We start from the raw sequence: 15,238 nt of genomic DNA on the forward strand, positions 1-15,238 counted from the left end.
TTGATTGCTCTAATCGCGCGACAGGGAAGGGTTGATGTAATTTAATCACAGAAACAGCAAGATAGTGGATCAATAGCCGAATTTGAAATGGATTGTTTCGCTACTGTTATGGGTCAACGCCATCCACTTGATTTGATATACCTATAAGGGTATATTTTAGTCCTTAAGTATATTTTATTTATAGTATTGAGAGAAATCATGCTTGGCTTACTGATGTTTCTTCCCATCGCCATTGGCTGGGCCGTGGTCGAAAATTCTGGTCTTTTTGAGGCAGGCGAAGAAGAATCTGCAAGCGAAACGGGCGATACAGCGGAACCAGGAACCAATGGCGATGACAGTATCACCGGTTTTGAAGGTCGGGATATCATCACTGGTTTAGAGGGTAATGATACCATTAATGCGAATGCTGGAAACGATCAAATTGATGGCGGCAGTGGCAACGACTTGATTGATGGTGGAGATGGGAATGATGGGATCATTGGTGCAGATGGCAGCGACACACTGCGGGGTGGAAGTTTAAACGATACCATCAGTGGTGGGTTGGATGATGACCAGATTTGGGGCGATGATGGAGAGGATATTCTAAACGGAAATGAAGGAGCCGATAAAATTTTCGGCGGTGCAGGGCACGACAGTATCACCGGAGGCGGTGATGATGATATCATCGAAGGTGGGATAGGGCAGGACACGATTAACGGAGATCATGGTGAAGACGTACTCCGCGGCGGCCTGTCGAATGATGTTATATCAGGTGGCTTGGATAATGATACGCTCTGGGGCGACGATGGCAGTGACAAATTATTCGGAGGTGATGGCAATGACAGCCTCTCAGGTGGTTTGAAACATGATAACCTGTTTGGTGGCGATGGAAATGACACTCTAAAAGGCGGCACCGAAGGTGACTATCTTTCGGGTGGAAAAGGCATTGATATTTTGTCTGGCGACGAGGGCAATGACAAATTATACGGCGACGAAGGTGCGGACACGATTGAGGGCGGTGATGGCAATGATGACATTTACGGCGGCGCAGACAATGATAGTATTACGGGTGGCAAAGGCAGCGATATGATCAAAGGTGGATCTGGCGCGGATACCATCAACGGCGGGACTTTAGAGGATAATATTTTTGGAGATGACGGAGACGACATTCTGCAAGGCGATGGCGGCAATGATAAGCTGACTGGCGGGGCAGGGGTAGACCAACTTTTCGGCGGCGCGGGGTCAGACAACCTTGTGGTTGATAGCGAAGATACAGCGACGGGTGGAAAAGGAAATGATGTGTTTGAGGTGATCTTGGATAAATCCGACGGTGAGGATGAAGCCGACGGTGAGGATAAAGCCGATCCTGTGGCGCAAATCCTCGATTTTACCAAAGGCGAAGACCAGATTGAAATTCAATACCCTCAAAGCGGTTTGGCTTCTGTCCCAACTTTGGAAGTGGCCCCAAAAGACGGAGCGCCATCCGATCTTTCAATCAAGCTTACAATCACGTTTGAAGCAAGCGAGGCCAATGGGAACGCGGTCACAGTCATTACAAAAGAGGTCGCTGTCATCAAAGACGGTGTTAAAGACGGTGTTGAGCAAATTGCGGCCGAAGACGTATTTTTGCGTGCAGTCTAATATCCTTGTTTTACTTGGGATATAGAAAGCATTAAGCGCTTGTTTTAATCAATTTGACTTAAAGTGGATCACTGGTGAAAAATACGAATTAAGCCATTAGTGATGTCGCGGATGAACTTTGACACCCCATCCTAAATTTTTAGTGATACTCGCTATTTTTTGAGTGGTTGATATTGCTGGTGAGAGTAATTAAATTGCCAAAGCAAAACTTGATCTAGCCGTGAAACCCCTCAAGCACACCTATAAAAAGTTGTGGGACATTGATATAATCTACTAATGGGTGTAGCATTAACCTTAATTATTATTTTGTTTATAGTACTAGGATTAATAATGCTTGGCTTGCTTATTATGTTGCCCCTGCTTTTTGGTTGGGCTGTTGTTGAGAATTCGGGGGTTTTTGACGACGAAGACGCCTCTGACATTAATTCTTCGGCAGTAGGGACCAGCGGCGATGATAATATCACGGGCGTTGAAGGCCAGGATATTATCAACGGTTTGGATGGTGATGATACAATCAACGCAAATGCTGGAAACGATCAGATTGACGGCGGTTCTGGTAGCGATTTCATCGAAGGCGGCGACGGCCATGATACTATATTTGGTGACGTGGCTAATTCTGAAACGGCGAGCAATAGCCAGTCTTTTGATGACACAATAAATGGTGAAAATGGGGATGACTTTTTGGTGGGCAAATGGGGTGATGATCAACTCTTTGGAGGGAATGGAAGCGATTTCATCTTCGGTGGGGCCGGCAGTGACAGCATAGAGGGCGATGCGGGCGATGACATTCTATTTGGCGGTGCAGGCGACGACTCGCTGAGCGGCGGTGAGGGTGATGACTTTATGGTCGGCTGGGGAGGCCATAACATTCTTGATGGCGGTGCAGGCGATGACTCCATTGTTGTTGAGAGCCAGGATATAGCCACAGGTGGAAGCGGAGAGGATACCTTTTTGGTAATCGCGGATGAAAGCAGCGACGCGGCACAAATCCTTGATTTTGACGGAGCTGATGACAGGATTGAAATCTATTATGAAGCAAGTGAGCTTAGTGATCCTCAGTCTGATCCCTTGTTGGAATTGAAGGAAATACCCCCTGCAGAAGGTAGCGCTGTGGGAACAAAATCAGACATTTCTATCATTTTTGACGGCAGTCAGGTCGCAGTTATTAAAGCCACGCATGATGAAATTAACGCCGGCGATATCAAATTGGTAGCGGTCTAAATTCCACGCATGGTTATAGAGGCCGCATAGGTAAAGCTCTTTTGAACGAAAATTCGGCCTTTAATAATTCCAGAGATGAGCTTTAGCGCCTCTACCGGAATTTCTAGCGATACCCGCTATTTTTTAAGTTATTAATATGGTTGGTTAGAGCAATCAAATTGCAAGAACAACCAGTTGCAAAAGCAAAACTTGATCTAGCCGTGAAACCCCTCAAGCGCACCTATAATAAGTTGTGGGGCATTGATATAATCTACTAATGGGTGTACCATCAATCTTAATTATTATTCTGTTTATAGTATTGAGATAAAAAATGCTTGGCTTGCTTATGATGTTACCCATGCTTCTTGGCTGGGCCGTTGTCGAAAATTCGGGGTATTTTGACGACGAGGACAATGAAGGTAAAGACGCAAATGCGTCTTCCAGTGATACAGCAGATTTAGAAACCCTCTTCGGAACAAGCGGCGATGATAATATCGATGGCGATGATGGACACAATAGTATCAACGGTTTGGATGGTGATGATACGATCAATGCAAATGCTGGAAAAGATCAGATTGACGGTAGCAGCGGTAATGATGAGATTTACGGCGGATCGGGTCATGATGCGATAGTTGGCGGTTCTGGCAGCGATTTTATCGAAGGCGACGAAGGCCATGACATCATATTCGGTGACGCGGGTAACTCTCAAATACCAAACAGTGGCCAGCCTTCTGATGACACCATAAATGGCGGCACTGGGGATGACTTTTTAGTGGGCGAATGGGGTGATGATCAACTCTTTGGAGGGAATGGTGTCGATTTTATCTTCGGGGATAACGGCAATGATGTGATTGATGGTGGGAACGGTACGGACTTTCTGGCTGGCGGGGCTGGCAGCGATACCATCAACGGCGGTGCTGGCGATGATGCGATGGACGGCAGTGATGGCAATGACAGCTTAGAAGGCGGCGAGGGCGATGATGCAATGGCTGGAGGGGCTGGCAACGACACTTTTGATGGTGGTGAAGGTGACGACACACTGCTCGGCGGGGATGGCAATGACAGCCTAGAAGGCGGTGTTGGCGATGACTTAATGGATGGCTGGGAAGGCAACGACACTCTAGATGGTGGTAAAGGGCATGACATTATGTTCGGCTGGGATGGCGACGACTTGCTAAAGGGCGGTGTTGGAAATGACTTTCTGGATGGTGAGATTGGCAACGACACGCTTGATGGTGGTGAAGGCGATGACTTTATGTTTGGCGGTGAAGGCAATGACAGCCTAGAAGGCGGTGTTGGCGATGACTTAATGGATGGCTGGGCTGGCAACGACACTCTCGATGGCGGTGAAGGGCATGACATTCTATTTGGCGGTGCAGGCGACGACTCGCTGAGCGGCGGTGAGGGTGATGACTTTATGGTCGGCTGGGGAGGCCATAACATTCTTTATGGCGGTGCGGGCGATGATGCCATTGTTGTTGAGAGCCAGGATATAGCCACAGGTGGAAGCGGAGAGGATACCTTTCTGGTAATCGCGGATGAAAGCAGCGACGCGGCACAAATCCTTGATTTTGACGGAGCTGATGACAGGATTGAAATCTATTATGAAGCAAGTGAGCTTAGTGATCCTCAGTCTGATCCCTTGTTGGAATTGAAGGAAATACCCCCTGCAGAAGGTAGCGCTGTGGGAACAAAATCAGATATTTCTATCATTTTTGACGGCAGTCAGGTCGCGGTTGTTAAAGCCACACAAGATGGAATTGAGGCAGGCAATATTAAACTGATAGCGCTGTAAAGCTGATACCCGTCGCTATACGCCGCGCACGTGAACTCCTCTTGAACGAAAAGTTTGAACTAAAGCTTGCCACTGGTGGTAAATTCAAATTCGGCTTTTAGCGATGTCGCCAAGGAGCTTAGTCTTGCCTGTGCGACCTCACCATAAAGCGGCGCTGCTTCGGGCGGCAGGCTTAGGCGCAGCAGGCGGGTGTTTTCGTCCCAGTGCAGGCGTGCACGTTTTTCATCCCCCGCAATCCACATCATAGCCCCAAGCCGCATGGCTTTGCCCAGCACTTCCGCTTGTTGTGTTTGGCCCTCTGACAGCAGCGTAAAAAGATCGGCAAACCGCCCGCCCTCGCGTTTGTTGCGGTACCGGTGCATCAGCGACAGTCCCAAAAACACTCGTTCAGAGTGTTTCAACCCTCCAAGGTTGGCCCGTGTTGCATTATCAAAACAAATTTCGGCGCGGTAATCGGGATGCGCGCGCCAGCTGACATCATGCAAATGACAGGCAGCCTTGATCAGCCTTTCAAGCTCTAAATCTGCATCCGGAAACAGAGGTTTGACAAAGTCATATAAACGCAAGCCAAAACCAGGTACGCGGCTGTCTTTCGCCTCAGAAAAAGCGCAGGCTTCAATCAGAGGATCTTGATCGCGAATGGCTTTTGGCATTTGCTCAAACAGCATGCCCTCGCGGATCCCATAACTGGAAACGGCAATGTCGACCGGTTGGAATGTGTCAAGCAAAGTTTTCAAAACCTCTGCGGCATACGGCACCAAAGCCATACGGGAGGCTGATACAGTACATTTCTTGCGCAGCTCTTCCAAATTTGCGGTGCTTAGATAAACAAGTGTTTTAGCGACACTTTCCGGTGTCATCCGATATTCATGCAGCACATAAAGCGGATAGTTTCGACGCACCATATCCACCCGCGCAAGCACCCGCCAAGAACCACCAACAAGAAACAACCGGTTGTGTTGTGGGCCCATTTTCTTGGCCAGTTTGGTGATCGATTTTGCAATAGCTTTGGCCCGTTCAACCCTACCGCCAGAAATATCCATAAGTTTAAAGGGGCCAATGCGGGAGGACGCGCATTTACCAACCTTGCCGTCAAAAATTTCTGCCAACTCCATGGACGAGCCGCCCAGATCACATACTAAGCCATAAGCGCCTGGCCACCCGAGCATCACTCCCTGCGCAGAAAGCCGGGCTTCTTCCTTACCGCTAATAATTCTGATTTTTTGACCCGTAGCCTGTAAGACATCTGCGCAAAACGCGCGGCCGTCTTTTGCATCGCGCACGGCCGCAGTGGCGACGGCTGTAAGCTCTGGGATATCCATCGCTTTGGCCAAGTGACAAAACCGGTTGATGGCATTGATCGCCCGTACCCGGCCGGTTGGGTTTAAGTGCCCGGTTGTGGCAAGCCCTTCTCCAAGTGCGCACATGATTTTTTCGTTATAGAAGTAAGCTGGGGATCGGGCAGCGCCGTCAAAAACAACTAGCCGAACTGAGTTTGAGCCCACATCAATCACCCCAACTTTGGAAAGTCGACGTTTTGCCTCATCAAAAAATATCTGTGGTTCGATTTGATCCCAGTCATGATCCGATGGCGGCGGGGGTGAGGTCATAAAAGGATCCTTGAAAGGCGCTTTTGGGGGCTGGTTGATCTTTCTATGACGCTGCTGTTGGCATAGGTCAATATTCTGATCCAAGATCAGTGTTTAGAATTTTGCTTGCAAAGCTACGGGTCATGGGCCTCTTTTCGCGCAATGCAGCGGCATCAAACCTTTCCACAAAGCTCTGAGCTTCAGCAAAAGACCGCTCTAAACGTACCACCAGATATTGGATTACATCGGGTGTGGGGTAGGTTTGACGATCTGCAAAAAGCTTGGCTAAGAGGGCGGAAAACAGCACATCATCGGGCTGATTAAGCGTGGCATTGCGTGCGCCTTGCAGGCGCGAGGCTAAATCAGGCAGCGTAATGTTCCAGTTTAGTGGCGTGCTGCGGCCGGAGAATAGCAAGAACTTTTTTTCAGCAGCAAACAGGTTGTGCAGATGAAACAGTTGCTCTTGGGCTGCCGTGTCTTCGCCTACATCTGGGACATCTTCAATAACTAGATTGTTGCGGACCAAAATTGCGTTTTCGTGGGTGCGGATATCATGGGCGGAAATAATGTTAGCATTGCTGATCTCTGCCCAGACATGCGCCAGGTGCGTTTTACCCGATCCCTTTGGTCCACTGAGTGTATGCTTGCCGCCTGGCCAGTTTTGCCAGTCTTCTATCAAGGACAGCGCAATGGTATTACTTTGGCTTACGAAAAAGTCGCCTCGTCCTAATGCGGTGCGGCTGGGCAGATCAAAAATAAGTTGTTTTGATGTCACGGTTTTTCATCAGTTTCTGACAGGCCTTTGTAAAGCCGTCCATTTTTATATTGATCAAGCCCAAAGCGCACCAAAACACCCAAAGTGGCGGCTACAGGGACAGCAATGAGCATTCCCAAAAATCCAAACAGTGCACCAAAGACCGATAGCGCTAATAGCAGCCAAACAGGGTGAAGCCCAACCGATTGACCCACCAGTTTTGGGGTGAGGTAATTGCCCTCAATCACTTGGCCAAGAAAGAAAATGCCAGCGACCAGCCCCAATTTGCCCCATTCGCCCCAGAACTCAATGAGCCCCAAGCCGATGGCCAAGGCTCCGCCCACCAACGAACCGAGATAGGGAATAAAGGTCACAAGGCCTGCGAAAAACCCGACGGCCAGCCCAAAGTTTAATCCAACAAGCCAAAGAGAAATGGCATAGTAGCTGCCCAGTATGAGGCAGACAGAGCCCATGCCCCGCACAAAAGACGACAGGGTGTGGTCAATTTCGCTTGCGATGCGGCGCACAGTTGGAGCGTGGTCACGTGGTAGAAATGTATCAAGCCGTGCAATCATTCTATCCCAGTCTAAAAGCAGATAGACCGTCACCACTGGGACAATAACCAACAACAGGACAATATTGAACAATGACGCTGCTGAGGACATCAAAGCTCCAAAAATATGGCCGCCAAAGCTATTGAAAAGCTGCTCTGCGCGGGATCGCACAAACTCAGCTAATTGAGCAATTGAAGTTTCAAGATCAAGATCCTTGGTAAGCGCGCTGGGCAAGAAATTTTGCAACCGTTCCTCGACTTCGTTTATCAGATCAGGAGGCACGCTTAGGCTTCCAAGGGCAGCAATCTGCCCCGTTAGAGTGGACAGCACAAAAATCACTGCGGGTAATAGAACAATCACAACAGCTAAAGAAATAACCAACACCGCCAGAACACGAGAAAGTCCCAGGCGTTCGAGTTTATCCGCGAGAGGATCAAGGAAATAAGCGATCGCCGCCCCTAAAACAAAAGGCAGAAGAACATCCCCCAAAAACCAAAGAACGGCAAATAATGCCGCGCCAGCAATTCCCCAATATGTCAATTGGTGTCGAGTTGAAAATGCCATGATAACTCCGCAAAGAACCCCTAATGGCATATTTGTCGTAAACGCGGCCAAGATGCAAGCTGGGCTCAAGAAAGTTAGAATTTTGAGGGTGATCAGGCCGAAATCTCATATTGCGGCAAGTTTCCTGCAGCGTTGCCTTGTCAGTTTGGCCATTTCTCCGTAAAGGAAACTAAACGCCAAGGCAAAGGAGCCGCCATGCGCCTGTCACGCTATTTTCTGCCCGTTTTAAAGGAAAACCCGTCCGAAGCACAGATTGTCAGCCACCGGCTTATGCTGCGTGCAGGGATGATCAAACAAGCCAGTGCGGGGATTTATTCATGGCTGCCGCTGGGCTTTAAAGTGATGCGCAAGATTGAGGATATTGTGCATGAAGAACAAATCCGTGCCGGTCACATCCCAATGTTGATGCCCACATTGCAATCGGCAGATTTATGGCGCGAAAGCGGGCGGTTTGATGGCTACGGCGAAGAAATGCTGCGGATGAAGGACCGTCAGGGCCGTGATATGCTGTTTTCTCCTACGGCAGAAGAAATGTTCACAGATGTGTTTCGCGCCCATGTCAATAGCTACAAAGATTTGCCTTTAACACTCTATCAGGTGCAGTGGAAATTCCGCGATGAAATCCGGCCACGGTTTGGGGTGATGCGGGGCCGCGAATTTTACATGAAAGATGGCTATAACTTTGATTTGAGCAAAGAAGATGCTTTACATGCCTATAACCGCCATCTGGTCAGCTATCTGCGCACCTATGAACGGATGGGATTGCAGGCTATACCGATGCGGGCCGATAGCGGCCCGATTGGCGGCGATTATACGCATGAGTTTTTAGTTCTTGCCGATACTGGCGAAAGCGAAGTGTTTTATGACAGCAAGGTAACCGACATCCGGCTCGGCGCGCGCGATATCGACTATGATGATGTCGCGCAGTGCCAGTCAGTGATGGAAGAGTTTACCGCGCTTTATGCCCGCACTGGTGAAACCCATGAAAGCGCTGCATTTGAGGGCTTGCCTGCCGACCGCCAGCGGTCAGCCCGCGGCATTGAGGTGGGGCAGATTTTTTACTTTGGAACGCTTTATTCAGAAAAACTTGGGGCTTTGGTCACCGATGATCAGGGCAATAAAGTCCCGGTTCATATGGGCAGCCATGGGATCGGCGTTTCCCGGCTTGTTGGGGCAATTATCGAAGCCAGTCATGATGAGAAGGGCATTATCTGGCCTGAAGGCGTGACGCCGTTTCACTGCGGAATTGTTAATCTTAAACAGGGTGATGATGAAACCGATGCTGCCTGTGAGGCGCTGTATTCGGGTTTGACAGCTTTGGGGCTTGAGCCACTTTATGATGACCGCAAAGAACGGGCAGGGGGCAAATTTGCAACGATGGACCTTATTGGTCTTCCATGGCGCATCACAGTTGGGCCGCGGGGACTGAAAAACGGGGTGGTTGAAGTGACATCTCGCCGGACTGGCGACAGTGAAGAATTACCAATAGAACAGGCGCTTACCCGGATCGCAGGTATTTACGCGTCCAGTTAAACAGTTCATTTGGATTTTCATGCTGTTTCTTTGGTGCTCAGTTCGCTCTGAGTTATAGTTTTTGTGTAAAATAGCGATAAAGAAATGCCGCCAGGACAATGGTTACAACACCTTGATATGTAAGGGCATCAACCAAAAGAATGGTGTTAGCAACAACTGAAATTACAAAATTACCACTGGTTTCCCCCAAGAGAATGTAGACTAAAATAATGACCAAATTGGCCACAAATCCGATCTCGGCCACCTTCCACAGCATTTCAGTTGCCTTGGATAGAGTGCTTGTGAGAGAGGACATATTTTATATTCCATTATCTTGGGGGAGAAGTGCTTTTACCTGTTAAACAGCCACAGGACCACGCCTAGAGAAATCAAACCGGCTAGGCCAGCGTTCCCCAGTTGTTGTACAAGTGCAGTAATGTTTTCAACAACATCGCCCAAGAAGGCCATGTTATCAGCGCCAACAAGCAATGACGCAACAATTGCAAAGGCTAGAAGAGCTATGCCAACATCTGTTAGCGCAGCCACTGAGGCTTTAATCTTATCAATCATAGTTCCCTCCGATTGTTCTGTTTATTTCTTTATTATCGAGACATCTTGTCTCACCGCCCTTCTATAGGCGAAATTCCGCCGAGTCATTACAATTCTGGCAAGAAGTGCAAAATAATTGGGTAGGTGCGACAAATTAATGACAATATCTTGGTCACCTAACCCATATGTAGCGAATTTTTGCGATCAATATCCATGGGTTGTGGGTAATCTTGAGAATGTGCTTCAATCATGTGAGAAATTGGAGGTCATCCACAAAATTTCCCGTTCTAGGTGGCAATTAGCATCACATAGTGGATTCTGGTTGATTAATAAGCAGAGAATTCAGCGTCATTCAAACCTTCCATCCTAATTCTACAACCGTACGTTATTCCATCGATGACGTATTTTAGAGTACTAAATAATTGCAATTTTGGGTTGATTGGGCTAAAAGTTGCCTCAGGGTGCAATTTGGGTGTATTAGATTTGCAAGAAGCGGATTGCTTGCAGGAGTCCGAAAGTTAAGCGGGGGTAAGGTATTCACGAATTGTGTCCGTCTTTGAATTGAATACAATAGTAGTTTACTAAAGATGAGTCTGGAATGTATGTCCTAGCAACCATTTTATCTATGGGGATTGGCCTTTTTTTTATATGGGCTTACCACACGCTATTTAAAGGTGAGGACCGGCACCTTTTTGCGCCACAGGCCTCGCATCAGTTGCCGACACCGCGTCTTGGTGGTAGCGCGGTGCTGTTAGCGATTTTCATTACGATTTTAATTTCGGGCGGAAAGATTGATGTCGAGCTTTTGCTGTGTACAATTCCGGTGTTTGTCTTTGGCTTGATCGAGGACTTGGGCCGGTCTACATCGCCTAGGATCCGACTGGCCGTAGCGGCCATCGCAACGCTTTTGGGCATCGCTGTCTTTGGTATATGGATTGACCGGGTTGATGTTCCGGTTGTTGATTTTGCCTTTATTTGGGCGCCCGTCGGTATAGTGTTTACTGTATTTGCTGTGACCGGCTTGGTGCATGCCATCAATCTAATTGACGGTGTAAATGGACTTGCCTCAGGCAAAGTCATTCTTTCTTCTGGGGCCCTTGCTCTTATTGCCGCAAAATTCAACGAACCAATGATTGCCCATCTTGCGACGTTGGTGATGTTTGCGACCATTGGGCTTTTTATCCTCAACTATCCACTAGGCCGTATTTTCATGGGTGACGCAGGGGCTTACAGCCTTGGCTTTATTCTCGGATGGATGATTATTTTCCTCATGCACAGGCAACCCGAGATTTCCGCATGGGCGATGCTTGCCGTTATTTTTTGGCCGGTCATGGACACTGTTTTTGCCATTGGACGACGGCGTTTTTCCAATGGACGTGCTGACAAACCAGACCGGTTACATTTTCATCAGTTGATCATGAGATTTTGGGAAATTATGTCGGGGGGCAAACTTAGTAAAAAGGTTGCGAACCCGCTGGCAACAGCCACAATCCTGCCACTCGCCGCTCTACCGGTAGCGGGTGGGGTGATCTTCGTTGATCAACCATTGAATAGTTTTTTGATCGTTATGGTGTCAGTTGGAGTATTTTGGCTAACATATTCACTGGCGATATTTGTTATTCGCCGGCGACGGCTAAGGCATTTTATTGGGCGGATGACATTACCAATTTATGGGCTGTTCCTCAGTTCAGATCAGCGCTCTGAACCCACTGAGCGTGCCACACCTGCAGAGTAAATTTCTTTACAAGTTTTTTTTAGTGAAGTTTTTTTCCCATCAATTTTAGAAAAGAATTTGAGGTGTAAGAAGATGATTGATCGATTAAATTGCGTGCCGTCATTCCACGCTGTAAAGTTTCTAGCTATTTTAATTTTATGTGGTGCTTGTGGCGGTCCTTCAGACGGAACTGATTCTGGCTTTGTTACTCCTTCTAATACCGGTGATATAAGCTCCAATGTGAGCGATTCCATATTTAATAGCAGATCTGGAAAATACATTGATGAGGACGGTGATGGATATGCTTATGTAGCTGGAGCAACGGATGATCAATCTGGGTTCAGAGGATATGCCGGATTGGTGCCTTCGACATCGGTTGAAGCGCCTCCTTCGTCTGGGCAAGCCCAGATGAAAGGCGTTTACGGAGCAGCAACAATATCAGAAATTGAAATGAAAAACGGCTTTATAGTAGGTACTATGACAGGCCGGCTTACGTCTGAATCTGGGGCAATTACGTTGACGGCTGATTTTGCAAAAGGTACTCTTGGAGGAACAAGCGACAACGGTAAACTGGTGGTCAATGGTAAGTTTTCAGGCAAGGACCTTACAGGTTCAGTATCACTTTCGGGCGTTGCAGGCGAACTGGATGGTCTTGTTGGAGGTCAAAAAGCAATTGGCGCATTCCATGGTGACAGCTCCACTAACATCATTGCCGGAGGGTTTCTTGTAAACGCTGAATAATACTCCTTTTTCCCGTTAGGTTCGGCCGTAAATTAAAGTGATTGGTTTTGATTAAGGGTGACTAGGTGATGGAGAATAATTGCTCGGGGTTTTCCCTGACCGAAAGGCAATGCAGTTGGGCCTAAAAATGTTGCGAATGATTTTCTGTTTTGGAGTTAAGGCATACCCATCCTAAAATTTTGAGCTGAACCCCTGCGCGCCGCGGCCTCGCAATTTTATAATCTCGAAAAAGCACGGCTAATGACATTAGAATCATCTATCCAACGCTCTACTTTAAAACTATTTTTACGCTCGATTTTCACCAATTTTTGCGATGACCTTGCAGTAAAATAATTTCGCGGCGATAAAGGTCTTGGTCGATTAGCTTGGGGTCTTTTTCAAAATTCCGAGCTGCTAGGTGACCGCTGTAGACAGCATCGGCGATTAACCCGGGGGCTGCGGCATCTCCGATCAGAGACAAATTTTGTAAGCTATCAGGGTGTGCAAGTTGATGAATTCGTAAGGCGTCGTAAAGACTGCTTTGCCGATGGCGCTCGGTGACCATAACAACTGTATCGCAGGCTTGGCGCTGCGTTTGACCAGTATATATGCAACTTAACTCAGCGCTGTCTCCGCACACTTGGGTAAGCTTTTGGCCGAGCCGCAACGCAATACCGCGCTCTATCAATGATTTTTGTATCCTCGCCTGCTCCAATGTATGCTCTGTCCAGGGCGATACCATTGTGGCCGGAGTTGCAAACACCACATCATGACCAGCTTCGCTGAGGTGATCTGCAATAACACCTGCAATATATATTTGATCATCATCATAGACGAGCACCGGTCCTTTGTCAGGCTTTTTACCAGCCATGATATCATCTGGCGTCAGTATCCTCATTTCGTTAGATATTGGGATAGGTTGCCGCGCGCTGCGGCCAACGCCATCGCGTCTCCATTCTGACCCGGTTGCGATAAAGACGTTGCCAATTTCCAATTCTAAAACATCGGGTATAGTCAGAGGACTTTGCAGGAACAGCTGAACATTTGCGCGCTGGTTTAAATCATAAAGACGATGATCGACAACGCGTTTCCAAGCACCCAAACCCAATAGTTGCGATTCCATTCGCACGCGTCCACCGGGCTCGTCTGATGCCTCGGCTAGAGTGACTTCATACCCACGTTTGGCCAGTTGCATAGCGCACTCTAGCCCCGCCGGACCGGCCCCCACAACCAATGCTTCATGCTCTTCGCCCTTGGGCGCTATTTTTTCCGGATGCCATCCACGGCGCCATTCTTCGCCCATGGTGGGGTTTTGCGTGCACCGAATTGGCATTGCCATATTATCACTTGCTACGCAAATATTGCAGCCGATACATTCGCGAATTTCATCAATGCGTCCGGTTCGGACTTTTTCTGGCAAAAACGGATCTGCAATCGAGGGGCGTGCAGCGCCGATAAAATCAAGGATCCCATTTTTGACCATAGAGGCCATTAAATCGGGTGAGGTAAATCGGCCCACTGCAACCACGGGCTTAGAGGTTACTTGGCGCACAAAATCAATGTACGGCGTTTGGTATCCTTCGTTTGGTGCGAACCGGCTGGTCGCAGAATCGTTTGACCAGTCCGATACATTGACGTCCCATAAATCAGGCAGTTCCGCCAGCATTTCAACAACGGCGCGCCCTTCTTCGGCAGCCTGCATGCCGTCGATCCCTTGCATTTCATCTACTGCAAAACGAAACGCCACAGCGCAGCTGTCCCCAACCGCCTCTTTGGTGTCTTCAATCAACTCTCGGATTAAACGCGCGCGGTTTTCAAGCGAACCGCCATATTCATCCATTCTGTCGTTGATTTGAGGTAACAAGAAATGTTGAGCCAAGGCCATGTGATGCCCGGCATAGACATAGATGATGTCGAATCCGGCGTCCTTGGCCCGCAGCGCCGCGGCGCGGTGCCATTGGCGAAGATTGCGAATATCGGATTTATCCATCGCACGGGCCTGTTTAGGCACCAAGAGGTCAATCGCCATATCGGTCGGTGCAAAGCTAGTTGAGCGGGTGGACAGATTACCAGCATGATTGCCGTTATGCGCCAACTCAATCGCGGCCAAAGCGCCATGTTTATGCACCGCTTCGGTCATCAACTGCAGGGCAGGGATATCACGTTCATCCCATAGCCTGCCTTCGGGAAAGGGCGTAAGGTCGGAACTGGGATGAATTTCAGTTTCCTGATTGCACACCACTGCCCATCCGCCCTCGGCCTTGATCGCGCGGGTTGCTGCATCGGCTTGCGGCCTTAGATGCCCCATCCCGTTGCAATGCGGCACTTGGAAAAACCGGTTACGCGCGGTCACGGGCCCGATTTTCATAGGTTCAAACAGAATTGAATAGGTACTATCAGCCACGCCGATCACTCCTGAGACGAAAAATTTTACCAACTAGGCAAAATATCATCCCTCAGGTCAACTAGAATAGTCGTCGCAGGTATTGCTATCATCATGATGTCGGCTGCTGGCTGAATTCAAACTAATCCTTTTGGCGACACGCGGCACAAAAATTTAATAGTGGTTCAGCCGCATATCAGTGCCAAGCCATCGTGCAGGTATTTTAAACGGTTCACATCCAAAGATGAACGATTCTATCCGTGCGCTGTAACCGATGTCACTTC

12 protein-coding genes are annotated in these 15,238 nt (G+C 48.5%); 6 read left to right on the forward strand and 6 right to left on the reverse strand.

The genetic code is table 11. The features are described from left to right. The first annotated feature begins 198 nt into the window (after positions 1-198). The 3 genes from GN278_06085 (at position 199) to GN278_06095 (ending at position 4,615) form a co-directional block, all read left to right on the forward strand. Positions 199-1,620: a calcium-binding protein gene (locus GN278_06085; GenBank protein ID XAT60427.1), complete on the forward strand. Its 1,422-nt coding sequence runs from the start codon at positions 199-201 to the stop codon at positions 1,618-1,620. A 276-nt stretch (positions 1,621-1,896) separates the two neighbouring features. Then, a complete protein-coding gene (locus GN278_06090; protein XAT60428.1) occupies positions 1,897-2,841 on the forward strand; it encodes a hypothetical protein in 945 nt (314 codons plus the stop codon). Between the two features lie 310 nt (positions 2,842-3,151). Further along, positions 3,152-4,615, forward strand: coding sequence for a calcium-binding protein (locus GN278_06095; protein ID XAT60429.1), 1,464 nt, complete (start codon positions 3,152-3,154; stop codon positions 4,613-4,615). Between the two features lie 59 nt (positions 4,616-4,674). Here the strand turns inward: GN278_06095 and GN278_06100 are convergent, their stop codons facing one another. The 3 genes from GN278_06100 to GN278_06110 form a co-directional block, all read right to left on the reverse strand. Next, positions 4,675-6,225 carry an exopolyphosphatase gene (locus GN278_06100; GenBank protein XAT60430.1) on the reverse strand — a complete coding sequence of 517 codons (1,551 nt, stop codon included), beginning with the start codon at positions 6,223-6,225 and terminating at the stop codon, positions 4,675-4,677. Positions 6,226-6,292: 67 nt separating this feature from the next. Beyond that, complete coding sequence (locus GN278_06105; GenBank protein XAT60431.1) at positions 6,293-6,979, reverse strand: chromosomal replication initiator DnaA; 687 nt, start codon at positions 6,977-6,979, stop codon at positions 6,293-6,295. Further along, the gene (locus tag GN278_06110; protein ID XAT60432.1) at positions 6,976-8,076 is read right to left on the reverse strand and encodes an AI-2E family transporter; all 1,101 of its coding nucleotides are present in this window, start codon (positions 8,074-8,076) and stop codon (positions 6,976-6,978) included. Before GN278_06110 ends, GN278_06105 begins: the two co-directional genes overlap by 4 nt. Positions 8,077-8,271: 195 nt before the next feature. On the opposite strand from GN278_06110, the gene GN278_06115 reads away from it, so the two are divergent. Continuing rightward, positions 8,272-9,609 (forward strand): proline--tRNA ligase, encoded by a 1,338-nt coding sequence (locus GN278_06115; GenBank protein ID XAT60433.1) that lies wholly within the window; start codon positions 8,272-8,274, stop codon positions 9,607-9,609. 52 nt (positions 9,610-9,661) lie between these two features. On the opposite strand, the gene GN278_06120 is transcribed toward GN278_06115, so the two are convergent. Continuing rightward, positions 9,662-9,904 carry a hypothetical protein gene (locus GN278_06120; GenBank protein ID XAT60434.1) on the reverse strand — a complete coding sequence of 81 codons (243 nt, stop codon included), beginning with the start codon at positions 9,902-9,904 and terminating at the stop codon, positions 9,662-9,664. Between the two features lie 35 nt (positions 9,905-9,939). After that, positions 9,940-10,158 carry a hypothetical protein gene (locus GN278_06125; protein ID XAT60435.1) on the reverse strand — a complete coding sequence of 73 codons (219 nt, stop codon included), beginning with the start codon at positions 10,156-10,158 and terminating at the stop codon, positions 9,940-9,942. Positions 10,159-10,735: 577 nt separating this feature from the next. Here GN278_06125 and GN278_06130 point away from each other — a divergent pair. Further along, on the forward strand, positions 10,736-11,872 hold the full coding sequence (locus GN278_06130) for a UDP-phosphate N-acetylglucosaminyl 1-phosphate transferase (GenBank protein ID XAT60436.1): 1,137 nt from the start codon (positions 10,736-10,738) through the stop codon (positions 11,870-11,872). Positions 11,873-11,944: 72 nt separating this feature from the next. Continuing rightward, the gene (locus tag GN278_06135) at positions 11,945-12,592 is read left to right on the forward strand and encodes a hypothetical protein (GenBank protein ID XAT60437.1); all 648 of its coding nucleotides are present in this window, start codon (positions 11,945-11,947) and stop codon (positions 12,590-12,592) included. 298 nt (positions 12,593-12,890) lie between these two features. Here the strand turns inward: GN278_06135 and GN278_06140 are convergent, their stop codons facing one another. Then, a complete protein-coding gene (locus GN278_06140; GenBank protein ID XAT62565.1) occupies positions 12,891-14,939 on the reverse strand; it encodes an FAD-dependent oxidoreductase in 2,049 nt (682 codons plus the stop codon). Between the last annotated feature and the right edge of the window lie 299 nt (positions 14,940-15,238).

It is taken from the genome of Rhodobacteraceae bacterium Araon29 (genome assembly GCA_039640505.1).
Classification (GTDB): domain Bacteria; phylum Pseudomonadota; class Alphaproteobacteria; order Rhodobacterales; family Rhodobacteraceae; genus CABZJG01.

Bases quoted from the DNA above. Each gene is read 5' to 3' on its own strand.
- GN278_06085 (XAT60427.1), top strand. From the start codon at position 199: ATGCTTGGCTTACTGATGTTTCTTCCCATCGCCATTGGCTGGGCCGTG.
- GN278_06090 (XAT60428.1), top strand. From the start codon at position 1,897: ATGGGTGTAGCATTAACCTTAATTATTATTTTGTTTATAGTACTAGGA.
- GN278_06095 (XAT60429.1), top strand. From the start codon at position 3,152: ATGCTTGGCTTGCTTATGATGTTACCCATGCTTCTTGGCTGGGCCGTT.
- GN278_06100 (XAT60430.1), bottom strand. From the start codon at position 6,225: ATGACCTCACCCCCGCCGCCATCGGATCATGACTGGGATCAAATCGAA.
- GN278_06110 (XAT60432.1), bottom strand. From the start codon at position 8,076: ATGGCATTTTCAACTCGACACCAATTGACATATTGGGGAATTGCTGGC.
- GN278_06115 (XAT60433.1), top strand. From the start codon at position 8,272: ATGCGCCTGTCACGCTATTTTCTGCCCGTTTTAAAGGAAAACCCGTCC.
- GN278_06120 (XAT60434.1), bottom strand. From the start codon at position 9,904: ATGTCCTCTCTCACAAGCACTCTATCCAAGGCAACTGAAATGCTGTGG.
- GN278_06125 (XAT60435.1), bottom strand. From the start codon at position 10,158: ATGATTGATAAGATTAAAGCCTCAGTGGCTGCGCTAACAGATGTTGGC.
- GN278_06130 (XAT60436.1), top strand. From the start codon at position 10,736: ATGTATGTCCTAGCAACCATTTTATCTATGGGGATTGGCCTTTTTTTT.
- GN278_06135 (XAT60437.1), top strand. From the start codon at position 11,945: ATGATTGATCGATTAAATTGCGTGCCGTCATTCCACGCTGTAAAGTTT.
- GN278_06140 (XAT62565.1), bottom strand. From the start codon at position 14,939: ATGAAAATCGGGCCCGTGACCGCGCGTAACCGGTTTTTCCAAGTGCCG.